The sequence below is a fragment of the Gaetbulibacter saemankumensis DSM 17032 genome, assembly GCF_000425645.1.
Lineage (GTDB): Bacteria > Bacteroidota > Bacteroidia > Flavobacteriales > Flavobacteriaceae > Gaetbulibacter > Gaetbulibacter saemankumensis.
In genome coordinates, this window is sequence record NZ_AUDV01000008.1 from 76,086 (window position 1) to 97,769 (window position 21,684).

At 33.0% G+C, this 21,684-nt stretch carries 24 protein-coding genes and 1 other RNA gene; 13 read left to right on the top strand and 12 right to left on the bottom strand.

What is annotated here, in order from left to right; all coding sequences use genetic code 11:
• Nucleotides 1-2: 2 nt before the first annotated feature.
• The 3 genes from ssrS to H611_RS0106110 form a co-directional block, all read right to left on the bottom strand.
• Nucleotides 3-109: non-coding RNA, 6S RNA (gene ssrS / locus H611_RS14645), on the bottom strand.
• Between the two features lie 55 nt (nt 110-164).
• On the bottom strand, nt 165-458 hold the full coding sequence (locus H611_RS0106105; protein WP_027137519.1) for a cell division protein ZapA: 294 nt from the start codon (nt 456-458) through the stop codon (nt 165-167).
• A 15-nt stretch (nt 459-473) separates the two neighbouring features.
• Nucleotides 474-764: a hypothetical protein gene (locus H611_RS0106110; RefSeq protein ID WP_027137520.1), complete on the bottom strand. Its 291-nt coding sequence runs from the start codon at nt 762-764 to the stop codon at nt 474-476.
• Nucleotides 765-940: 176 nt separating this feature from the next.
• Between H611_RS0106110 and H611_RS0106115 the strand changes: the two genes are divergently transcribed.
• The 3 genes from H611_RS0106115 (at nt 941) to H611_RS0106125 (ending at nt 6,812) form a co-directional block, all read left to right on the top strand.
• On the top strand, nt 941-2,629 hold the full coding sequence (locus tag H611_RS0106115) for a M23 family metallopeptidase (protein ID WP_027137521.1): 1,689 nt from the start codon (nt 941-943) through the stop codon (nt 2,627-2,629).
• A 10-nt stretch (nt 2,630-2,639) separates the two neighbouring features.
• On the top strand, nt 2,640-5,102 hold the full coding sequence (locus H611_RS0106120) for a TonB-dependent receptor plug domain-containing protein (RefSeq protein WP_051238751.1): 2,463 nt from the start codon (nt 2,640-2,642) through the stop codon (nt 5,100-5,102).
• 75 nt (nt 5,103-5,177) lie between these two features.
• Nucleotides 5,178-6,812, top strand: coding sequence for an OprO/OprP family phosphate-selective porin (locus tag H611_RS0106125; protein WP_027137523.1), 1,635 nt, complete (start codon nt 5,178-5,180; stop codon nt 6,810-6,812).
• Nucleotides 6,813-6,881: 69 nt separating this feature from the next.
• On the opposite strand, the gene H611_RS0106130 is transcribed toward H611_RS0106125, so the two are convergent.
• Nucleotides 6,882-7,631, bottom strand: a complete 750-nt coding sequence (locus H611_RS0106130) for a hypothetical protein (RefSeq protein WP_027137524.1) — start codon at nt 7,629-7,631, stop codon at nt 6,882-6,884.
• A 168-nt stretch (nt 7,632-7,799) separates the two neighbouring features.
• Between H611_RS0106130 and H611_RS0106135 the strand changes: the two genes are divergently transcribed.
• Nucleotides 7,800-8,498: a T9SS type A sorting domain-containing protein gene (locus H611_RS0106135; protein WP_027137525.1), complete on the top strand. Its 699-nt coding sequence runs from the start codon at nt 7,800-7,802 to the stop codon at nt 8,496-8,498.
• Here the strand turns inward: H611_RS0106135 and H611_RS0106140 are convergent.
• Nucleotides 8,495-9,634, bottom strand: coding sequence for a cysteine desulfurase family protein (locus H611_RS0106140; RefSeq protein WP_027137526.1), 1,140 nt, complete (start codon nt 9,632-9,634; stop codon nt 8,495-8,497). The two genes, H611_RS0106135 and H611_RS0106140, sit on opposite strands and share 4 nt — an antisense overlap.
• Nucleotides 9,635-9,737: 103 nt before the next feature.
• Between H611_RS0106140 and H611_RS0106145 the strand changes: the two genes are divergently transcribed.
• The gene (locus H611_RS0106145) at nt 9,738-10,655 is read left to right on the top strand and encodes a hypothetical protein (RefSeq protein WP_027137527.1); all 918 of its coding nucleotides are present in this window, start codon (nt 9,738-9,740) and stop codon (nt 10,653-10,655) included.
• Here the strand turns inward: H611_RS0106145 and H611_RS0106150 are convergent.
• Together H611_RS0106150 and H611_RS0106155 are read right to left on the bottom strand one after the other, a co-directional pair.
• Nucleotides 10,652-11,215 carry a Smr/MutS family protein gene (locus H611_RS0106150; RefSeq protein WP_027137528.1) on the bottom strand — a complete coding sequence of 188 codons (564 nt, stop codon included), beginning with the start codon at nt 11,213-11,215 and terminating at the stop codon, nt 10,652-10,654. The genes H611_RS0106145 and H611_RS0106150 overlap by 4 nt on opposite strands.
• A 3-nt stretch (nt 11,216-11,218) precedes the next feature.
• On the bottom strand, nt 11,219-11,410 hold the full coding sequence (locus H611_RS0106155) for a hypothetical protein (RefSeq protein WP_027137529.1): 192 nt from the start codon (nt 11,408-11,410) through the stop codon (nt 11,219-11,221).
• A 195-nt stretch (nt 11,411-11,605) separates the two neighbouring features.
• Here H611_RS0106155 and H611_RS0106160 point away from each other — a divergent pair, with 195 nt between their 5' ends.
• Both H611_RS0106160 and H611_RS0106165 read left to right on the top strand, forming a co-directional pair.
• Complete coding sequence (locus tag H611_RS0106160; RefSeq protein WP_394330425.1) at nt 11,606-11,827, top strand: DUF2752 domain-containing protein; 222 nt, start codon at nt 11,606-11,608, stop codon at nt 11,825-11,827.
• 11 nt (nt 11,828-11,838) lie between these two features.
• On the top strand, nt 11,839-12,171 hold the full coding sequence (locus tag H611_RS0106165) for a CCC motif membrane protein (protein WP_035483552.1): 333 nt from the start codon (nt 11,839-11,841) through the stop codon (nt 12,169-12,171).
• A gap of 50 nt (nt 12,172-12,221) precedes the next feature.
• Here the strand turns inward: H611_RS0106165 and rocD are convergent, their stop codons facing one another.
• Nucleotides 12,222-13,466, bottom strand: a complete 1,245-nt coding sequence (gene rocD, locus H611_RS0106170; protein WP_027137532.1) for an ornithine--oxo-acid transaminase — start codon at nt 13,464-13,466, stop codon at nt 12,222-12,224.
• A 214-nt stretch (nt 13,467-13,680) separates the two neighbouring features.
• Between rocD and rlmD the strand changes: the two genes are divergently transcribed.
• From rlmD to H611_RS0106185, 3 genes are read left to right on the top strand one after another with little or no spacing between them, the layout of a single operon-like run.
• Entirely contained in the window at nt 13,681-15,093 is a 1,413-nt protein-coding gene (gene rlmD / locus H611_RS0106175) for a 23S rRNA (uracil(1939)-C(5))-methyltransferase RlmD (protein WP_027137533.1), read from the top strand.
• Between the two features lie 47 nt (nt 15,094-15,140).
• Nucleotides 15,141-15,686, top strand: a complete 546-nt coding sequence (locus H611_RS14045; RefSeq protein WP_051238745.1) for a DUF6452 family protein — start codon at nt 15,141-15,143, stop codon at nt 15,684-15,686.
• Nucleotides 15,652-16,401 (top strand): DUF6048 family protein, encoded by a 750-nt coding sequence (locus H611_RS0106185; protein WP_027137534.1) that lies wholly within the window; start codon nt 15,652-15,654, stop codon nt 16,399-16,401. Before H611_RS14045 ends, H611_RS0106185 begins: the two co-directional genes overlap by 35 nt.
• 24 nt (nt 16,402-16,425) lie before the next feature.
• Here H611_RS0106185 and H611_RS0106190 read toward each other — a convergent pair whose 3' ends face one another.
• Nucleotides 16,426-17,583, bottom strand: coding sequence for a THUMP domain-containing class I SAM-dependent RNA methyltransferase (locus H611_RS0106190; RefSeq protein ID WP_027137535.1), 1,158 nt, complete (start codon nt 17,581-17,583; stop codon nt 16,426-16,428).
• A gap of 214 nt (nt 17,584-17,797) precedes the next feature.
• Here H611_RS0106190 and H611_RS0106195 point away from each other — a divergent pair, with 214 nt between their 5' ends.
• From H611_RS0106195 to H611_RS0106205, 3 genes are read left to right on the top strand one after another with little or no spacing between them, the layout of a single operon-like run.
• Entirely contained in the window at nt 17,798-18,529 is a 732-nt protein-coding gene (locus H611_RS0106195; protein WP_027137536.1) for a class I SAM-dependent methyltransferase, read from the top strand.
• Between the two features lie 34 nt (nt 18,530-18,563).
• The gene (locus H611_RS0106200; protein ID WP_027137537.1) at nt 18,564-19,238 is read left to right on the top strand and encodes a ZIP family metal transporter; all 675 of its coding nucleotides are present in this window, start codon (nt 18,564-18,566) and stop codon (nt 19,236-19,238) included.
• Nucleotides 19,239-19,244: 6 nt separating this feature from the next.
• Complete coding sequence (locus tag H611_RS0106205) at nt 19,245-19,673, top strand: DUF4268 domain-containing protein (RefSeq protein WP_027137538.1); 429 nt, start codon at nt 19,245-19,247, stop codon at nt 19,671-19,673.
• Here H611_RS0106205 and H611_RS0106210 read toward each other — a convergent pair.
• From H611_RS0106210 to H611_RS0106220, 3 genes are read right to left on the bottom strand one after another with little or no spacing between them, the layout of a single operon-like run.
• On the bottom strand, nt 19,670-20,170 hold the full coding sequence (locus tag H611_RS0106210; protein WP_051238746.1) for a GNAT family N-acetyltransferase: 501 nt from the start codon (nt 20,168-20,170) through the stop codon (nt 19,670-19,672). The genes H611_RS0106205 and H611_RS0106210 overlap by 4 nt on opposite strands.
• Before the next feature lie 31 nt (nt 20,171-20,201).
• Complete coding sequence (trhA, locus tag H611_RS0106215; protein ID WP_027137540.1) at nt 20,202-20,828, bottom strand: PAQR family membrane homeostasis protein TrhA; 627 nt, start codon at nt 20,826-20,828, stop codon at nt 20,202-20,204.
• 2 nt (nt 20,829-20,830) lie between these two features.
• On the bottom strand, nt 20,831-21,508 hold the full coding sequence (locus H611_RS0106220; RefSeq protein ID WP_027137541.1) for a DUF4294 domain-containing protein: 678 nt from the start codon (nt 21,506-21,508) through the stop codon (nt 20,831-20,833).
• Nucleotides 21,509-21,684: the final 176 nt, after the last annotated feature.

Here is a 21,684-nt window from a genome sequence, read left to right on the forward strand (position 1 = left end):
ATAAACTCCTTAAAAACAAGTTTAGGGCTAACAAACTGATCAAGGATCTGCTCAAGGCAGCGTGCTTTTACAATTTAAACTCACCCTTTTTAAAGAATTAACGTTGAGTTTATCAAAAAAAATAACCAATGTAGGCAGTAACTTTATTTATTTTAAAGAACGTTTTAAGAGACCAAATGCGATGTTAATAATTTATCCAGAGCCTTTAATTTATCTTCTACATGCTCATTAACGTTCGCTTTATCTATAGATTTCTGTTCCACTTGTGCTGCAAATTGTAAGGCACACATGGCTAGTACATCTTGCTTATCTCTAACAGAATAGCTCTGTTCAAATTGCCTAATCATTACATCTATATTCTTCGCTGCTTTACGTAACCCCTCCTCTTGACTCGGATCAATAGTTAATGGATACACGCGATTAGCTATAGATAGCTTTATTTTAAGCTTTTCTGACATTTACTTCTGTTTACACTAATCAGATAACTGTGTTATACAATGATCAATATCTCTAATTAATGCGTTTATTTTAAGCTTTGCTTCTCTTTTATTATCGTTACTACCAAGCATTGAATTCGCAATTTTTAGAGCTTCATACTTTTCTTCCCAATTTGCAATGTGCTTCTTTTGGCTTAGAATTTCTTGCTTTGAAGCTTCCAATTCTTCATTCAATTTTAAATTAGCAATTTTTAAAAGTTCTAATTTGCGTAACAGTTTGCTAATTTTGTTTTCTAAAGAATCTACAATGTCTTCAATATTACTCATTTGCAAATTTCAATACTTATCTCACAAAGTTAACATACCCACCCTGAAATAACAATTGTTTTTTCATAAAATTTTATTGTATCGCTTATTGCTAAAAATCAACGAAATGGCTCGAATTTTGCTTTAATCTTGGGATTGTGATTACTAATTAATATTTTAGCCGCAACTACTTAGTTATGAAAAGAGCCCTATTTTTTTTACTTACTACCACTATTTTTTGCAAAGCTCAAAATAATTTACCTCAGGATTATTTTAGCTTTCCATTAGAAATTACTCCCGTATTAGCCGGAACATTTGCCGAATTACGTTCGAACCATTTTCATTCTGGTTTAGACATAAAGACCCAACAACGTGAAGGCTTAAAAGTTAATGCCTCTGCAAATGGTTTTGTTAGTCGCATTAAAGTATCTCATTATGGGTACGGCAAAGCTCTTTATATTGAGCACCCAAACGGATATACTACCGTTTATGCTCATTTACAAAAATTTTCACCTGAGATTGAAGCTTATGTAAAGAAACGTCAGTATGCAGCCGAAAGTTTTGAGATTGAACTATTTCCAAGAGCTGAAGAATTACCAGTAAATAAAAACGAACTTATTGCTTACAGTGGAAATACTGGTGGCTCTGCAGGTCCGCATCTACATTTTGAAATTCGGGATCAAAATCAGCACCCCATGAACCCCATGCTTTTTGGAATTGATGCTAAAGACACGACTAAACCTCACATTAAATCTATTTATGCCTATGCTTTAAATGACAGTTCATTTGTTAATAATTCCAATAGTAGACAGCAAATAAGATTAATTCCTTTACAAAATGGTGATTACACCACAGAAAGTATTCAAGCCATTGGAGACATAGGATTCGGTATTGAAGCTAACGACCGTCAAGATTATGCTCCAAATTCAAATGGTGTAGACAACATTCAAACTTTTTTTAACGGCACTCAGAATTTTGAAATTGATTTCAAAAAATTCTCCTTCGACGAATCATCTCACATCAATCAACTTATTGATTATGGACATTACACCCAATCTAAAAAACGAATTCAAAAATTATTTAAAATAAATAACGATCTTAGTTTATACAAATTAGCTATAAATGATGGTTTTTTAAATATTCAGGACAGCACCAATTCTGTATATAAAATTAAAGTTAAAGATTACAAAGATAACGAAACGACAATAACAATTAATATAGAAGGAAAACATAGTGAGTTAAACATTCCTTATGAAGAAAAAACCACTCCATATCATATCTTAGCCAATCAGCCCACAAATTTAAAAGCCGGAAATGTTTCTGTTGATTTTTATAGAAATACTTTTTATGAAGATTTTTATATTGATTTTGAAGTTTATAACGATACGCTTAAGTTACATGATGACGTTTTACCTACTAAACGTAATTTTACCATAACCTTCGATATTAGTAAGTATCTAGATAAAGACAAAAGTAAATTGTTTATTTCACGATTAGTGGGATACAAAAAAAACTATCCGGTATATTCTGGATCTAAAATTAAAGGAAATATGATTTCCACAAATACAAAAACATTGGGAACCTATGCTCTTTCAGTCGACTCGACACCTCCAACTATAAAATTCCGTAATTTTAAAAACGGACAGTGGATAAGTAATTACAGGTATTTAAAGTTGAAAATTGATGACAAAGATTCTGGTATTTCAAACTATCGTGCAACCGTAAATGGCAAATGGATTTTAATGGAATATGATTACAAAACAAACACGCTAACACATGACTTTCATGATGGAATCGTTACAGACGTAAAAAATAATTTAAAAGTAATTGTTACTGATAATGTGGGAAATAGTACTACATTTGAATCTGAGTTCTATCGAAAATAAATTTATTCTTTTGAAAGCAAAATATTTAGCTCTTATCATAGCTCTAATTGGCACATCATATTTTAGTTTTTGTCAAACCGCTACTATAAAGGGCATTATTTTAGATGAATTAAACACTCCCATTTCCAATGTTAACATTAAAGCTAATAATAATGGAACCATAACTAATAGCAATGGATTTTATTCATTAAACATCCCGGCTAATCAAGATATATCTGTAGAATTCACACATATTTCTCACAAACGCATTATTAGTGTATTCAACTTAAAAAATGGAGAAAGTTTTGAATTTAACCCTGTAATGAGTACCACAATAGAGCAGATTGCCACAGTAACCATAAAATCATCTAAACAGAAAGAGGTTGAAGGCATTATTTCTTTAGAACCTGAGGCCATAAGAAAAATTCCGGGAGCCAATGCCGGTGTTGAAAATTTACTTTTAACACTTCCTGGTGTCAGTAACAACAATGAACTTAGTACCCAATATTCTGTTCGTGGAGGTAATTACGATGAAAACCTGGTGTATGTGAATGGGATTGAAGTTTATCGCCCTTTTCTTGTTCGCAGTGGTCAGCAAGAGGGACTGAGTTTTGTAAACACCAATCTAGTACAGAACGTCGATTTCTCAGCTGGGGGGTTTCAGGCTAAGTACGGTGATAAATTATCATCGGTTTTAGATATAACCTACCGGACACCTTATCAATTTGAAACCAATGCCGACTTGAGTCTTCTAGGCGCAAGTGTTTCTGTAGAAGGAATTAGTAAAGATTCTAAATTTTCAGGTATTATAGGAATGCGCTATAGAGACAATAGCTTACTGGTTAAAGCTAAAGAAACCGAAACTAATTTCAAACCTGCTTTTGCGGATATACAGGGATATTTTACTTATAAATTTTCTAGTAAATTTCATTTAAGCTTTTTAGGCAATGCGTCACTGAACAAATATGACTACCAACCTATTACCCGACAAACGAACTTCGGAACTTTAAGTGATCCTATCGCATTACTCATTTTTTATGAAGGTCAAGAAAAAGACCGATATCAAACATTATTCGGTGCTTTTAAAGGAACCTATTTTGCAAGTGATGACTTAACTTTAAAACTAACCGCTTCTACGTATCATACCACTGAAGAAGAATATTTCGATATTCTTGCCCAATACCGATTAGGAGATGTTAATTCAAACATTGGTGATGAAAATCTAGGAGAAGTAGAATTTAGTGAAGGTGTAGGAAGCCAGTTAAATCATGGACGAAATGATTTAGATGCTTTAATTACTAACATTGAGCATACAGGTGATTTTAGAATTAACGACAACCACATAGAATGGGCCATAAAATACACCCATGAAGATATTCGAGATCGATTAATAGAATGGGAAGTTATTGACTCGGCAGGCTTCTCCATTAGACCGCCAAAATTTACCCCTATAAATGAGCAACCTTATATACCTTATAGTGGACCTATTGAACCTTTTCGAAATGTAAGAACATTGAACAACACACAAATAAATCGTATTCAAGCTTATGCCCAATGGAGCAAACGTGCTTCTATTGGTTCTAGTGATGTTTGGTATAATGCAGGTGTAAGAGTTCATAACTGGACGGCAGATGGTCAAAACATATCTTCTACAAATCAGACTGTTTTTAGCCCAAGAGCTCAATTCGCTATAAAACCGGAATGGGAAAAAGATATGCTTTTCAGAATAGCATCAGGTCTATACTACCAACCTCCTTTTTACAGAGAACTTAGAGACGAAACAGGCACGATTCAACCGGATGTGAAAGCTCAAAAATCGTTTCATGTTGTATTGGGAAATGACTACAGTTTTAAAATGTGGGACCGACCATTTAAGTTAACATCTGAAGTTTACTATAAAAAGCTGAGTCATGTTAACACTTATACTCTCGAGAATGTTCGAATTAGATACCGTGCGTCTAATAATGCCAAAGCCTATGCATATGGCTTAGATATGAGATTGAATGGAGAATTTGTGCCCGGTACAGAATCATGGTTTAGTTTTGGTTATCTTAAAACTGAAGAAAATATTGATAACCGAGGTTATATTGCACGCCCAACTGACCAACGTTTAAAATTTGCGGCATTATTTCAAGATTACATTCCTAACGTACCCAACTTAAAAGTGTATTTGAATTTGGTTTACAATACAGGCTTACCTGGAGGCTCTCCCAGTTATGCCGATTCTTATGAGTATCAAAACAGACTCCCAGATTATAAACGAGCTGATTTAGGTTTGCAGCTAGTTTTGGTAGGCGATAATAAAATTTACAATCATGGCTGGAGAAAACCTTTTAAATATCTTTCTTTAGGATTTGAATTGTACAATATGTTCGATGTTCAAAATTCCATTACCAACACCTGGGTGCGCGATGTATATACTAAAAGGCAATATGCTATACCAAACTATTTAACCCCGCGTGTTTTTAACCTAAGAACTACAATGAAATTTTAATCATATCTAATAAAACCCTTATATTTAAAGTAGATAACCTCGTTATTCTTTACAATATTTGTTTAAATTTAAGGTATGAAAATCTCTATTCACGCGACATTAATCTTATTTTTATTTTACCACTACTCTATTTTTGCACAAAAAATAGATCCTAATAATTTAATTATTAATAATGTTAGAATTATTTCAAATACTTCTGACACCACTTATGTTGAAGCTTCTATTTTTATAAAAGATAATATCGTTAAACTGGTTTCTCGAGAACGTTTAAACTTAAAAGATACTTATATGTTAGACGCGAGAGGCGGATATCTTTTAGGTCATTTAGTAATTAATGAAAGCCCAAGGTTTGTTATATTAAAACAGGATCCTAGAAAAAACTTTAGAGTATTAATATCATTCGAATCGAATACGATTTTTGCTATTGAAGGTGGTATTATTCATAGAAACCGCCTAAATAAAGACTACGGCACAACTAACGATAAAACGCCCTCTGAAACAATAAAATGGCTTGCTTACCAACCTCCTCCAGTATCACTACCCTTATCGTATTCGAACTCTAAAAAATGGAACTATTTGGATACGAAATATTTTAGCACCTTGTTTTTTTCGGCTTTAGGTTTAGATCGATTATACTGGTTGTCTCAAAATAATTCAAGTAAAGACCAAATAGGTAATCTAAATTCAAACGCTGGAGGAACTGTCCGTGGGTTTAGACTAGGATTGCTAGGTAAAATAAAAACATTTAAAACCCCTTGGAGCTATACTTTTTTTATCGCATCAAATGCCTATGATAAAAATTTTGAATCTGGAAATTTGAAAAATTTTATTCTATTTGATTATCGTCTAGATATACCTTTGTTTGATAAATACACCTTAAGTATTGGAAAACAAAAAGAACCTATTTCTTTTGGACGCATTCCTTCTTCTTTATTTGTACCTATGCAGGAACGTGTTTCAGATGCCTTTTTAAATTCACGAAATATTGGTGTACAGTTAAGTGGAAACATGTTAGGAAATAAAATGTCATGGATTATTGGAGCCTATAACTCTTGGTTTGAAAATTCGGGAAATTTTAGTGAAAATGAAACGGCCTTCATTTCAAGACTCACCGGTGTAGTTTATGATAAAACCCAGTATAGTACCTTAGTTCATATTGGTTTAGGTAATAGGTTTGGTTTGGGAGGACAAGACATAAACTACAGAATAAAACCTGAGTTTCAAAAATCAATACCTTTTTTAGAAACAGGACTAATAAAAAGAGACTTCGTAAATTTGTTAGCCCCCGAAATTAGTTTTTTACGAGGGCCCTTTTGGTTCTTTTCAGAATACAATTGGAATTATGTAAACGCAACAAGCGATTATAATTACAGCTTCAATTCGTTTCAAATCACAGGCTCCTGGGTACTTACTGGAGAACACAGAAGTTATAATTACAGGAATGGAACAGTAAACCCTATAGAAATTTCTAACATGGTAACCCATGGTGGTTGGGGAGCTGTAGAGTTTGCCTTACGCTATTCTAATTATAATTTAAACAGTAATGATATTAAGGCCGGTAATATGAATATTTATTCAGCTGGCCTTAATTGGTGGTTAACAAATCAAATGATGCTGAGTCTTAATTATCGATATATTAGAACAAATGCAGCCAATCAATTAGGGATAGCTAATGGATTAAATACAAGAATATTACTTATTCTTGATTAAATAACACTTAAACATATGCACATTGATATCTATCTAAAATCACATGTTATACAACTCTAAATGTTTAAATTACCTAGCTTTATGTGTGCGAGTGATTATATACCTGATATCATAAATTTCAGCAGAATAGTCGGAAACTATTTTAACCATTCCTCCATTGGTTTCCCAAGTATCTAGTGTATAAGCGTCAAATGAACTGACATAATAATGCTCTACATTCAAACCTTTTGAGGTTATGAAATCTCTTTTATATATTTCTCCAACAGCTCCACCAATATCTATAGCAACAGTTATTTTAGTAGTCTGATTAACGGTTGGCCTTATTTTAAATTCTATAACTACATTTATTCCATCACCATTTCTACCTGTAATTACAGAATTAGTGGCATCATAAAATTCAGTTATATCTATTGGTTTTTGGCTATCTCTTACGGTATTTGCGGCATTTGGTAAAGTCACTTTATTATTAGCTGTTAACGTAAATGGATTGCTAGAGGTATAAACACCATCTGTATAGTCAGCCCATCCCGTATAATCATTTAATGAATTTTCACCAATAAGTTTTACCCAGTTACCACCATTATAATGATAAAATGCTTTTATATCGGTATCGTACACTAAAAGACCATCTGCCGGACTGGATATACCACTTCTTTGAGTTGAAGTCATTCTAGGGGTTAGAATACCTTGTGTTGTGGAAGATACATCCAAAATAGAGGAAACATCTGGAGAGGTAGTACCGATACCTACTTGAGCCTCAACATTTTTTGCTAATAATAGGCTCACTAATAAAAGGAAAGGGAAAATTAATTTTTTCATGTTTTTAGATATTTTTAACAATTCACAGCGTCAAATATATACAATTATCGATTAAATGCAAAAAATACAGATAAAATGCATGATTTTATTTTTTTTTATTTTTTTTTAACATACATTTGGATAGTCAAAAAAATAGCATTCAGACACTAATTAATTTAAAATTACCTTATGAAACTTATTACCAAACTATATGTTAGCTTCGTATTATTATTTACCACTATCGGGTTTTCTCAAGATTTTGTTTTAAAAAATGGTGAAGATATCCAGTTAATTAGTAATACCAATTTTTATGTAAACGGTCTTACACTCACTCCAAGTACAGATTACTTAATTACTTCTGAAAATGCAATTTCAACAACATCTACACCTATAAATAGCAACAGTATAAGCAGAGTAATAACAACTCAAAATCCAATAGATAATTTTCAAGGTATTATTACTCTATTTTATGAAGATTTCGAATTGAATGGTATTTCGGAGAATAATTTAGAATTGCAACTAAAAAATGAATCTGATATTTGGACTAATTATACATCAACCATTGATGCTGTAAATAATAGTTTATCTTATAATTTTATTTCACCAGTAAGTTTTTCAGGAATCACTGGAGGTGATAGTGCTACACTTTCATTGAACAATCTCACTTTAAATAACATTAAAATACATCCTAATCCTACTCATTCTATCATTTATTTAAATAGTAAAGCAGATATTACATCCACTCTTTATAATAGTATTGGCAGAAAGATTAAACAAACTAACCATAAAGAAATAAATCTTAAAAACTTAGCTTCAGGCACCTATTTATTGCATATTACCGATAACAAAACGAACGCTTTTGTTACTCATAAAGTTGTAAAATATTAAAATCCCCCTTTTAAAACCTCGATTACATAATCGACCTCTTCTTTAGTATTATAAATACTAAATGAAAATCGTAAGGATGGTTTTAAGAGGTCCTCACTAGATAATATTTCTGTAAGTACATGTGATGATTTTGTGCTTCCACTTTGGCAAGCACTCCCTCTTGAGCAGGCAATTCCTTTTAAGTCTAATTGAAACAAAATCATTCCGGCCTTATCTGCCGCCATAGGTAAACAAATATTTACGATGGTATATATACTGGAATTCAAATCAGCCGAAGTACCATTAAATGTCACACCAGGAATTTCACGTGTTATAGATTTTATAAAATAATCCTTTAAGGCTGTTATGTAGACAGATTCTTCAGAGAGGTTCTTATAAGCAAGATTTAGTGCGGTCTCTAACCCAACAATATTATGAACACTCTCGGTTCCTGCTCGAAGCCCACGCTCCTGTTGACCTCCAATAATTATTGGTTTCAAGCCTGAATTCTTTCTTATAAAAGCAAAACCAACTCCTTTAGGTCCGTGAAATTTATGGGCCGAAGCAGCCAGGAAATCAATAGGAATTTCTTGTAAATCAATATTGTAATGACCAATAGCCTGAACGGCATCGGTATGAAATAAAGCATTATGTTCCTGGCATATATTGGCTACAGATTTTAAATCTAATAAATTGCCAATTTCATTATTGACATACATTAAACTAACCAAGGTTTTTTGCTCAGAATCTAACAATTCTTTTAAATGCATCAGGTTTACAACGCCATTAGCATCTAACTGCACATATTCAACAGAAATATTATATTCAACTTTAAGAGCTTCTAAACTTTCTAAAACCGCATGATGTTCAATTTTAGAGGTAATTATACGTTCAACTTTTAAGTCTCTAACAGCACTTCTTAATATTAAATTATCCGATTCGGTGCCTCCCGAAGTAAATATAATTTCGCCTTCAGATACATTAAACCATGAAGCAATAGCTTTCCTTGATTTTTCGACAAGTGATTTAGAAGATCGACCTAAACTATATGAAGATGAAGGATTTCCAAAGTTATTCTTCAACACGTTATGCATTTTATCGATTACCTCTTCTCTTACCGGCGTAGTAGCTGCATTATCAAAATATACCTGTTTCATAAAATTATTTTCTACTACAAAATTAGTCAGAATAAAATTATTATCAATAAGCTACGTTATAAATAACAATTCCATTATTTTTGCCCTAAAATCAATAATTACCATGCGTAAAATATTTTACTTTTTTATTGCTGCTACATTAATTTTCAATTTATCATGTGATGATGGGGATATCTTAACTGTTGAATTCGATTTCGATGATACCTTTCAAGTTTGTGGTATAAATGATTTGGTTTTTTCGAAAGCAAAAGATAATCCTTCTGAAACTTTATCCGTTAAAATATCAGGGGTAAAATTAGAAGACATTTTACAAGTTGGTGAAGATAATACATATTTAGAAACCTTTAACTTAAGCAATTCAAACCCATTTAATTACAGAACCTATTTCAATACCTCGTTACCTTCCAGCATTTTTTGTAACGACGTACCTAATGCTGAATTAAAAATAAAAGACGACTACGAAAGCACAAGTGGTAAAGTTGAAATTAGCACAGTTTTAGCGGAAGATGACAACGATGGTATTCCAGCCGAATTAGAAGATATAAATGGGAACGGAAATTTAGATGATGATGATACTGATGGTGATGGCATTCCTAATTACCTAGATTTTGATGATGATGGCGATAACATACGCACTATAGACGAAAAACCAGATCCTAACAAAGATGGCGTATTAGATGATGCACAAGATACTGATGGTGATGGTATTCCTGATTATTTAGACACCGATGATGATGGCGATGGTGTAAATACCAGAGATGAAGAAAACGAGTCTCAAGACCAAAATCCTGCCAATGATATTTCTGACCCAGAAGTAGGTCCAGACTACTTAAATCCGACTGTTTTTACGGTAGTTAATGCTACGGCTTATAGAGAACACACTATTAATCAAACCTATTTAATTACGTTAACGATATTTGATTTCGATTTAGATATTATTTCTTTAGATGAGTTCAATTTTGGGCTTCTGAAAGATAGTCGCCTAAACAACTTTAGAAAAGAAACGCCGGCATTTAATTAAATTCTTTCTGCATTCTGATAGATATATACTTCGGTAGCACCAAGACCGTACTTTTGATAATTGGCATCATAATATTTAACATTATTATATCTACCAAATAGATACTCCAATTCTACCTTTAGTACACCCTCTCCAACTCCATGAATGAACACCACTTTTTGAATGCGTTTAGACATGGCATATTCCAACTGTCTGCGTGCTGTATCTAGTTGCAGGGTTAACATATCATAATTAGACATCCCTCTGGAAGATTTAACCAATTGGTGAATATGTAAATCGACTTCCATAGTAGGTTCGTAACGCTCTTTGGCACGTTTCTTATTTTGCCTACGACGAATAGATTCTTCTTTTTCTGATATCACATTGAGCGCACTAGGAATGGAAAGAAACTCCTTTTTCAAACTATTTTGCGATGATGATTTAACCAATTCAGAAGAGTTAAAGTCAAGTACAAAACCATCTTCTGTTTCAATAGAAACCGTATCCTTAACTACTTTAGTTACAACCCCTGAAATAGCTTCATCTAGCACATATACCTTATCACCTATTGTGAAATTCATAAATTATACGTTATCGATATCTTGATTTTCTTCTTCTTTAGTTCTACTTGGTACTTTTTTAGATATTCTATAAACACCAATCATAAGTAATACGATACCTAAAATTAATATAAACTGGTTTTGGTCTGCCTCCGCTTTAGCATAAACCGCTACAATTGCTCCAATTAATATAAGAATATAATTAAGATATTTCATTGCATTTAATTTTTAGGCTACAAAACTAATCGAATTATAACTTAAATTCCGACTTTCACCACAAATTAATCGCATTCCTATTAGACCTTTCCTCATAAATTATATAAATTTGAAATTAATGAAGCAAATTTTATGACGAATATAGATGATTTGATGATTCCCTGTTTAAACAAAAAGTTTTTTGGGTTTGAGTGTATGGGCTGTGGATTTCAACGTGCATTTTCGCTATTACTTAAGGGAGAATTTATAGAAGCCTTTTTTATGTATCCTGCCATATACACCTTAATACCTTTATTTAGTACTATATTATTATCTTTCTTCGTAAAATTTAAATACTCACAAAAACTAATTAATTTTTTAGCTATCACTTCTATAAGTATTATTGTAATTAGCTTTTTAATTAAAAAACTATACTAACTTAATCCATCATGAAAAAAAATCTCAACACAACGGTTATTTATATTTTAACCATTTTAGGGCTACTCTGCTGCTGCTTTGGTGGTCTCGGAATTCTATTCTCTGGGCCAGCATTTTATATGGCGAATAAAAAAATAAAGGACGCTGAATTACATCCAGAAGCTTATGAAGGTAATCTAAAAGCTATGAAAACTGCTAAAACCTTTGCTTTAGTTGTGACAATTATATGCGGCGTATTTTTACTTATGAACTTATATGATTTAGCCACAGGTGGCTGGGAACAACGTCAAGATCTAATAGATCAATTCATGGAATCCTACAAAGAGGCATTGGAATCGGCATAATATAAAAAAGCGACCTATTGGTCGCTTTTTTATTCTATTAATATTTTAAATTATTTTTCGAACTGTTTAAGTGTCGTAATAATAATATTTACACAATCCATAAGTTGCGCTTCGGTCATCACTAATGGTGGAGCAAAACGAATAATATTGCCATGGGTTGGTTTTGCTAACAAACCATTGTCACGTAATGCTAAACAAATATTCCAAGCTGTATCGCTTTCTTCAGAATCATTTATCACAATAGCGTTCAACAAGCCCTTTCCTCGTACTAAGTTAGCAATACTACTTGTCGCAATATAATCGTTAATTTTAATTCTAAATAAACGACCCAAGGTTTCTGCGCGTTCAGCCAATTGTTCATCCTGTACCACTTCTAAAGCTGCAATAGCCACTGCGGCAGCCACTGGATTACCACCAAAAGTACTGCCATGATTTCCTGGTTTTATTACTTGCATAATAGCATCATCTGCTAAAACTGCTGAAACAGGATACACACCGCCACTAATAGCTTTTCCTAATATTAATACATCAGGTTTTACATTTTCATGATTTACAGCGAGTAATTTTCCCGTACGCGCAATTCCTGTTTGTACTTCATCGGCTATAAACAACACGTTGTACTTTTCACATAGTGCCTTTGCCTGCGCTAAATAACCTTCGCTAGGCACATAAACACCCGCTTCGCCCTGAATTGGTTCTACTAAAAACCCAGCTACATTAGAATTATTCTTTAAAGCCTCTTCTAAAGCTACTAAATTGTCGTATTCAATTTTAATAAATCCTTTAGTGTATGGTCCGAAATTTTTGCGAGCTACAGGATCATTTGAAAAAGAAATAATGGTTGTTGTTCTTCCGTGAAAATTGTTTTCACAAACAATAATCTCAGCTTCATTTTCTGCAATCCCCTTAACTTCATAGGCCCATTTTCGGCATAACTTTAAAGCCGTTTCAACAGCTTCAGCCCCTGTATTCATCGGCAGTAACTTATCGAAACCAAAATATTCACATGCGAATTTCTCATATTTCCCTAGCACATCATTATAAAATGCTCTGGAGGTTAACGACAATGTTTGTGCTTGATTTACCATGGCACCCACAATTTTCGGATGGCAATGTCCTTGGTTTACGGCAGAATAAGCCGATAAAAAGTCGTAATACTTTTTTCCTTCAACGTCCCAAACGTAAACGCCTTCCCCTTTGGTTAAAACAACGGGTAGTGGATGGTAATTATGAGCTCCATACTTGTTTTCTAAATCGATTGCTTGCTGTGATGTTAATTGTTCTAAAACAGCCATTTTAATAAAATTTAAATTGATAAAATAACCATTCCTACTGTACCTTTATCCTTTCGAAGAATTCGAAAATTCAGCGTGGGAGAGAAATCATCCCTAAGAGGCCGCAAATTACAAAATATTAACGGCTTCAAAAAATCTTAGTTCTCTACATATTTACTGAAAAAATTAACAAGTCGCTCATAACAAAAACAGAAAAAGAAATTACTTTTGCAGCATGTCAAGAAGAAAATCGAAAAAACAAGTTTTTGAAAATATAGAGGTTATTGATGCTGGTGCCAAAGGCAAAACTATTGCTAAAGCCCCAGACGGAAAGGTAATTTTCCTGCCCAATGCCGTACCTGGAGATATTGTAGATGTACAAACCTTTAAAAAGCGTAAAGCTTATTATGAAGGTAAGGCTACTACTTTTCATAAGAAATCAGATAAACGTACCGAGCCTGCATGCGAGCATTTCGGTGTGTGTGGTGGTTGTAAATGGCAAGATATGGGTTACGAGCATCAACTATTTTACAAACAAAAAGAAGTTACAAACAACTTAACCCGCATTGGGCATTTGGAACTTCCTGAAGTTACCCCGATTTTGGGATCTAAAGAGCAGTATTTTTACAGAAATAAAATGGAATTCTCTTTTAGTGATAGCCGATGGTTAACTTTAGAAGAAATTCAATCTGATGAAGATCTTGGAGACAAAAACGCCTTAGGATTTCATATTCCAGGCATGTGGGATAAAATTCTCGACTTAAAAAAATGCTACCTGCAAGCAGACCCTTCTAATGCTATTCGTAACACCGTTAAAAAATTTGCCATTGAGAATGACTTAGAATTTTTTAATACTAGAAACCAAACAGGCCTATTACGAACTATGATGATTCGTACTTCCAGTACTGGAGATATTATGGTGCTTGTTCAGTTTTTTAAAGAAGATAAATCGAAACGTGAATTATTGTTAGATTATATTGCTAACACATTCCCTGAGATTAGTTCTTTACAATATGTCATTAATGGTAAAGCTAATGATACTATTTACGATCAAGAAGTAATTTGTTATAAAGGAGAAGATCACATTTTTGAAGAAATGGAAGGTCTTAAATTTAAAATTAATGCGAAATCATTTTATCAAACAAATTCAGATCAAGCTTACGAATTATATAAAATAACCCGTGAATTTGCCGGTTTAACAGGCAACGAACTGGTTTACGATTTATATACCGGAACAGGTACCATTGCACAATTCGTTTCTAAACAAGCTAAAAAGGTAATTGGTGTTGAAGCCGTTCCCGATGCTATTACAGCCGCAAAAGAGAATGCGAAATTAAACAATATTACAAATACAGAATTTTTTGTTGGTGATATGAAAAACGTATTCAATGCCGATTTTATTAATATGCATGGCAATCCGGATGTTATAATTACCGACCCTCCACGCGATGGGATGCATAAAGATGTTGTACAACAAATTTTAAATATTGCACCAAAAAAAGTAGTTTATGTTAGTTGTAATAGTGCTACCCAAGCGCGAGATCTAGCTTTAATGGATGCACAGTACAAAATAATTAAAACACAGGCAGTCGATATGTTTCCACAAACTTTTCATGTAGAAAATGTTGTACTTTTGGAAAAACGTTAGTTTTGTTATAAATCAAATTGAATGCCCCGCTGATTTAAAAATATAACATGAAATATTTAAAAATTACTGTCATTGCCTCACTTAGTTTACTTATAGGTTTTATTATAAGTTGCGAAAGTGATGATATTTGTCCAGATAGTGAATCTACCACTCCCCGACTAATTATAGAAGCTTACGATGTTTCTAATCAGGAAAACCTAAAAAGCATTCCTAGCTTATTAATTGTCGGTGTTGATAATGAAAATATATTAGATGGCTACGCTTTTGTAGCCAAGAACAAACTATTACTTCCATTAAAAACCGACGTTAACACGACGCAATACCGCCTAATAAAGGATGCGGAAATTAATGATAATGGAACACCTGACAACCCAGACGATGATTTCTTAGAAGGTAATCAGGATATCATAAGTATTAGCTATAGCAGACGTGAAATATACGTTTCACGTGCCTGTGGATACAAAACTATTTTCGAAAATGTGACTCTAAATATTGAGCCGGACAACGATAACTGGATTAAAGCCCGCCAGCCTTTAAATGATAACCAATCTGTAGAAAATGAAACTGAAACGCATTTCAACATATATCACTAATTCGCTTATTTTAATAGTGTTGTTTTCTGTTTCCGTTCAAGCACAAAACGACAGTATAAGCAATACTTTCGATGATTCTAATGTCATTAAACATAAATACGGTCTTCGTGTAGGTGTCGATTTAGCTAAATTAACCCGATCATTCATCGACGATGAATATAGTGGATTTGAAATTGCTGCTGATTATAGAATTAAAGAAGACCTTTACATAGCTGCCGAACTTGGTTTTGATGATAAAAACACGGTTAACGATTATTTAGATGTTACAACAAAAGGGAGTTATATAAAAGCAGGTATTGATTATAATATGTATGACAACTGGCTGGATATGGATAATTTAATATTTGCCGGATTTCGAATCGGGGCCAGCACCTTTAGTCATAATTTAAACAGCTATACCATTTACAATAAGTTTCCTTACTGGCAGGTACTGACATCTAATGACTTACGTGAATATAAGGGACTAAATGCAGTTTGGGCAGAATTGATTCTAGGATTAAAAGTTGAAGTTTTAAACAATCTTTTTCTTGGAATAAATGCTCAATTAAAATTCTTAGCCACAGAAACCAACCCTGAAAATTTTGAAAACGTCTTCATTCCTGGTTTTTATAAAACTTACGATAGTAGTGGCATAGGTGCTGGTTACAGCTATTACATTTCTTATAGAATACCATTATATAAAAGAGCTGACAAACCTAAGGGTGAAGACAAGTAATAATTCCATTACTAATTATATTTCCTACTCCATATGTTTCGCTTTCTTACTCCCTGCATAAATTTCATACTTAACTAAACGTGATTCCAGCTTCGCATTATAAAGTTGAATTTTACGTGACGGACGTAAACCTACATACTTTAAAGCATCTAAATTACTGGTTATAAACCAGGCATCGGTATTGGCATAATTTTGCTTTAAAGTATCTCCTATATTTTTATAGAATTCCTGCATATCGATGTTCAAACGCTCTCCGTAAGGTGGATTAAACACCATATGTAATTTGTTTTCTCCTCCTTTTTGGGTTTTGAAAAAGTCTTCATGCTTTATAGTAATAAAATCCTCTAACTGGGCATTTTTTACATTTTCTTTTGCTTTAGTAACCGCACTAGGGGCTTTATCATAACCTGTAATAGTATGGTGAAAATCTCGCGTTTTATTTAACAGGGATTCTTCAATCTTTTCAAACAAATCGACATCCCAATCATGCCAACGCTCAAAGGCAAATTCCTTACGCATTAAATTTGGTGGAATATTGCAGGCAATCATAGCCGCTTCAATTAACATAGTACCACTTCCACACATAGGATCCATAAAATCAGATTGGCCATCCCAACCCGATAACATAATAAGCCCGGCTGCCAGAACTTCATTAATAGGAGCAATATTGGTGGCTAACTTATACCCTCGTTTATGAAGAGAATCCCCAGAAGAGTCTAACGAAATTGTACATTCTTTTCTATCGATTCGCACATTAATTTTTAAATCAGGAAATTTTAAATCTACATTTGGTCGCTGACCATCGGTATCTCTAAATTTATCGACAATGGCATCTTTAACTTTTTGAGCTATAAATAAGGAATGCTTAAATAAATCGGAATGTATGGTCGCATCGATAGCCAGAGATCCTGTTGGTTTTAAATACGCACTCCAATCCATCGCATAGATTTTATTATACAAATCCTGCTCATTATTTACCCGAAAAGTTTTTATAGGCTTTAATATTTTAATGGCCGTTCTCAGAGCTAAATTTGACTTATACATAAACCCTTTATCTCCAACAAATGAGACACTTCGCACCCCTTTTTTAATATTTTGTGCACCTAGTTGTAACAATTCTTTTTCTAAAAGATCTTCAAAACCAAACAAGGTTTTGGCTACCATGGTAAAATTTTCTTGCATTTTTTCCTATTCTCTTAAGGGGTTCGCTTTAATAGAATGCAAAAATAGCGTAATTTTGCCGTAATATTAAAGTTAATCTGAATTAGGTTAAGGATTGCAGCGGCATCCTTTTATCTGGGTTTGCAAGTGTAACGCCGAAAATACAGATAAAAGATATAGCAAAAGCCTGGCCTTATATTGGATAACCAATATAAGGGAACCTCCAAACATATATATGACTGAAAATAACACTAAATGGTTCGCCTCTTGGTTTGACACACCATTTTATCACACATTATACAAAGATAGAAATGAGGTTGAGGCGCAACATTTTATGGAAACCCTTACCCAGTATTTAAACATTCCTGAACACGGAACCATATTAGACCTACCTTGTGGAAAAGGTAGACACGCTCGCTACTTAAATAAAATTGGATACGATGTCACTGGTGCTGATTTAAGCGAAAACAGTATTGCCTTTGCCAAGAAGTTTGAAAATCACAGGCTTCATTTTGATGTACACGATATGTGCAAACCATTTGGTAAAACTTTCGATGCGGTTTTTAATCTGTTTACTAGTTTTGGGTATTTCGAAGACGACGCAGATAACTTAAGAACTATTAAAGCTATAAAAGCTGATTTGAATGAAACTGGATTCGGTGTTATTGATTTTATGAATAGTGAATTCGTTATTGAAAATTTGGTTCCTAAAGAGGTTAAAACTATTGATAATATTGAGTTTCATTTACAACGCTACGTAAAAGATGACTATATTATAAAAGACATTAACTTTACTGCTTATGGTGATGTTTATAGCTATCAGGAGCGTGTAAAAGCATTTACGTTAAAAGATTTCGAAGCATTATTTGAAGAAGCTGGAGTATTTTTATTAGACGTTTTTGGTGATTATAAACTGAATAAATTTCGTCCAAAAACGTCGGAACGCTTAGTCATGATTTTTAAATAGCATATATTAAACAAATAGGTATTTTAAATTCAAAATGAATAAATTTATTTTTCCCATTATAGCTGTTGTTGTAGGTTTTATTTTAGCAACAATCACTAAAAAACAAAAGTCTATTAACACCAAACTCTTACTTTCATTTAGTGGTTCGTTCCTATTAGCCTTAACACTTTTTGAATTGCTTCCCGAGGTGTATGAACATCTAGAAGGGAAACTCACAGGGGTGTATATTATGGGAGGTATTATGCTTCAAATTATTTTAGAACTTTTTTCTAAGGGTGCCGAACACGGTCACGTACATATCCATAAAAACGAAACGGCTTTTCCTTGGATGCTATTTATAAGTTTGTGTATTCATAGCTTTTTAGAAGGATTTGCTATTCACGACCACAACGATATGGTTTATGGTGTTTTGGTTCATAAAATTCCAATTGCAACTCTAATCACCATGTTTTTATTTCAGTCGGGTTACAAGAAACTACAAATTGCCGTGTTTTTAATTTTATTTGCGATGATGACGCCACTGGGAACTTTTATTTCCCATACTTCTGAAGTACTTACCACCTATTCTCAGGTAATAAATGCCTTTGTTATTGGGATATTCTTCCATATTTCTACTACTATTTTATTTGAAAGTGGCGATGGGCATAAATTCAATTTATCGAAATTTGTTTCTATTATTTTAGGTGTTTGTGTAGCCTATTTAATTTAATAATATATGTTCTCTAAAGAAGAATCTAGGCGCTTACGACAAGAATTTTGGACCAGTTTCGGAAAATCCTTTCCTAGGAAATGGATTTTATACGATACTAAAATGAAGGGACTTAGTTTTAAATTTTATTTCGACAATAAAAACGCGCTTATCGCACTCGACTTAGAAGACGACCTAGAAAACCGAATTAATTACTGGGAAAAATTAGTTGCCTTAAAGACTATTCTTCTAGAAGAGTATTTACCCGACGCTATTTATGAAGAAGAATATATTCTGGATAATGAGAAGGAGATTTCTAGAATATATGTGCCTTTAGACCAAAAAGTTTCTATTCATAATAAAAATACTTGGCGCGATGTTATGGAATTTTTTAATGAAAACATGATTTTATTCGAAACATTCTTTGAAGAGTACAAGGATATCATCAAAAGTTAATTAATAACTTTAATCATCTCATAATCATCCATAACAAACCCATTCCCTATATCAGCTACAATAGGTCCATTATTGTGAAATCCCATGTTTTCATAAACATTAATAGCCTTCGTATTATGAATATTCACGGTTAAACGAATCTGTTTTAACTTGCAAATATGAGCTTTATTTTCAACAAAAGCCATAGCATCACGACCTATTCCCTTCCCCCTATGAGTGTCTAAAACATAAATTTTACTGAGAAACAGCGTATCAATTTCTGGTTTTAGAGCAATATAACCAACGGAAGATCCTTTTAATGTTATAATATAATATTTGAACCCTTCCATAATCTGGTCTTGCATGGCTTTAACAGACTGAAACTTTTCAAGCATATAAGCAACCTGATCTTTACCAATAATTGGTGTATAATGACTAATCCAAATTTTATTAGCTAAACGTTCAATAACTTCAAAATCCTGCCTCATAATAACAGGAACCATTTTAATTTTATCCATGCTTGAAAGTTATAATGTAAAAGTTGAAGCTCTAAATTACATAAAAGAATATCATTAGAAAATGGCATACGGCACCAGCTAGCACAAATAAATGCCAAATAACATGATTATAGGATATTCGTTCTATAGCATAAAATACTATTCCTAAGGTATAAGCAAGTCCACCCGCAAAGAGCAACAATATACCATTGCTAGCCATTATTTGACTTAAACTATTAAAATCAAACACAATAAGCCACCCCATTACCAGATATAATAAGGTTGAAAATACCCCGAAACGACCTGTAAAGAATATTTTTAATACTACACCAAATGCGGCAATACCCCAAACAATCCAGAATAAAGACCAACCTAAACTAGCTTTTAAAGTAATTAGGAGTACCGGTGTATAAGTGCCTGCTATTAATAAGTAAATACCAATATGATCTATAATTCTGAAGTAATATTTATTCTGCTCATGACGAACCGCATGATACAAAGTTGAAGCCGAAAACAATATAACAATAGAAAGCCCATAAACAATAACACTAAATAAACTCCAGGGGGTTTTATTAGAATTAAAAACAATTAACAACACCAACCCTGCGATACCAAATACGGCTCCAATGCCATGGGATATGGCATTTAACTTTTCTTCAAAAGGCGTCTGATTACGCATTATTATGGGTTTTCCTGATTGAGCCACTTATTACTTAAATCGTAAAAATTGTATTTTACCTCCGGCTCCTGACGCTCTAAAATACCACTTTGAAAATTCCGCTGAAGTATGTCTTCAATTAAATAGTCTTCCTTTTCATTTAAAGGATCGAATTCGCGTTTTAACGAAATATCGAACATACTGGCTGTTGTATTATACCAAAAGGCACGCCAACCACTGCGCAGTTCCTTCACCAGATCAAAAGCGGTTGTCCCCGTTTGCCTATGAATTAATTTTACTAAAATCTGACCTTCGGTACGCGTCATTTTTTTAAGTTCATCTGAAAACTCGCCTTCAATATACTTTTGAACTCGTTTAGTATAACGTTTCTTATCTCTATTTCTTTTTAAAGTTTTCATGATTTTATTCATAGAGTCTAAACGTTCGGCAGCCATTTTAGCATAAGGATACACTTTTATGGTTTTTCGTCTAAGTATAAGATAACGACGACGCGATTCGCGATCATCGAATTTCAATTTATTTAAAAGTATAACTTCTTCTAAATTTATTGTGGTATGTGGGACCGAATCACCTTTTATGATAACATAAGTAACTTCAGATGAATCTTTAGGTCGGTCGTTAATCTGTGCAAGCAATAAAGCAGGGAAAAATATTAGTATATATGCTAAAATTCTATTCATAAAAATACTGGAGCAAAAGTCGATTCAAAATTACTAATTTAAAAATTGCTAATCACTTTTTCATTCTTAATAATCGCTAACGCACCTTAAAACATCCAGCTTTACTAAAATCTCAAATATTTATTAAAAGCGCCTATAATATTTAATATAGCCTCATTCAATTCTATTAATATTCT

Bases quoted from the DNA above. Each gene is read 5' to 3' on its own strand.
- H611_RS0106105 (WP_027137519.1), bottom strand. From the start codon at position 458: ATGTCAGAAAAGCTTAAAATAAAGCTATCTATAGCTAATCGCGTGTAT.
- H611_RS0106110 (WP_027137520.1), bottom strand. From the start codon at position 764: ATGAGTAATATTGAAGACATTGTAGATTCTTTAGAAAACAAAATTAGC.
- H611_RS0106115 (WP_027137521.1), top strand. From the start codon at position 941: ATGAAAAGAGCCCTATTTTTTTTACTTACTACCACTATTTTTTGCAAA.
- H611_RS0106125 (WP_027137523.1), top strand. From the start codon at position 5,178: ATGAAAATCTCTATTCACGCGACATTAATCTTATTTTTATTTTACCAC.
- H611_RS0106130 (WP_027137524.1), bottom strand. From the start codon at position 7,631: ATGAAAAAATTAATTTTCCCTTTCCTTTTATTAGTGAGCCTATTATTA.
- H611_RS0106135 (WP_027137525.1), top strand. From the start codon at position 7,800: ATGAAACTTATTACCAAACTATATGTTAGCTTCGTATTATTATTTACC.
- H611_RS0106140 (WP_027137526.1), bottom strand. From the start codon at position 9,634: ATGAAACAGGTATATTTTGATAATGCAGCTACTACGCCGGTAAGAGAA.
- H611_RS0106145 (WP_027137527.1), top strand. From the start codon at position 9,738: ATGCGTAAAATATTTTACTTTTTTATTGCTGCTACATTAATTTTCAAT.
- H611_RS0106150 (WP_027137528.1), bottom strand. From the start codon at position 11,215: ATGAATTTCACAATAGGTGATAAGGTATATGTGCTAGATGAAGCTATT.
- H611_RS0106155 (WP_027137529.1), bottom strand. From the start codon at position 11,410: ATGAAATATCTTAATTATATTCTTATATTAATTGGAGCAATTGTAGCG.
- H611_RS0106160 (WP_394330425.1), top strand. From the start codon at position 11,606: ATGGGCTGTGGATTTCAACGTGCATTTTCGCTATTACTTAAGGGAGAA.
- H611_RS0106165 (WP_035483552.1), top strand. From the start codon at position 11,839: ATGAAAAAAAATCTCAACACAACGGTTATTTATATTTTAACCATTTTA.
- rocD (WP_027137532.1), bottom strand. From the start codon at position 13,466: ATGGCTGTTTTAGAACAATTAACATCACAGCAAGCAATCGATTTAGAA.
- rlmD (WP_027137533.1), top strand. From the start codon at position 13,681: ATGTCAAGAAGAAAATCGAAAAAACAAGTTTTTGAAAATATAGAGGTT.
- H611_RS14045 (WP_051238745.1), top strand. From the start codon at position 15,141: ATGAAATATTTAAAAATTACTGTCATTGCCTCACTTAGTTTACTTATA.
- H611_RS0106185 (WP_027137534.1), top strand. From the start codon at position 15,652: ATGAAACTGAAACGCATTTCAACATATATCACTAATTCGCTTATTTTA.
- H611_RS0106190 (WP_027137535.1), bottom strand. From the start codon at position 17,583: ATGCAAGAAAATTTTACCATGGTAGCCAAAACCTTGTTTGGTTTTGAA.
- H611_RS0106195 (WP_027137536.1), top strand. From the start codon at position 17,798: ATGACTGAAAATAACACTAAATGGTTCGCCTCTTGGTTTGACACACCA.
- H611_RS0106200 (WP_027137537.1), top strand. From the start codon at position 18,564: ATGAATAAATTTATTTTTCCCATTATAGCTGTTGTTGTAGGTTTTATT.
- H611_RS0106205 (WP_027137538.1), top strand. From the start codon at position 19,245: ATGTTCTCTAAAGAAGAATCTAGGCGCTTACGACAAGAATTTTGGACC.
- H611_RS0106210 (WP_051238746.1), bottom strand. From the start codon at position 20,170: ATGGATAAAATTAAAATGGTTCCTGTTATTATGAGGCAGGATTTTGAA.
- trhA (WP_027137540.1), bottom strand. From the start codon at position 20,828: ATGCGTAATCAGACGCCTTTTGAAGAAAAGTTAAATGCCATATCCCAT.
- H611_RS0106220 (WP_027137541.1), bottom strand. From the start codon at position 21,508: ATGAATAGAATTTTAGCATATATACTAATATTTTTCCCTGCTTTATTG.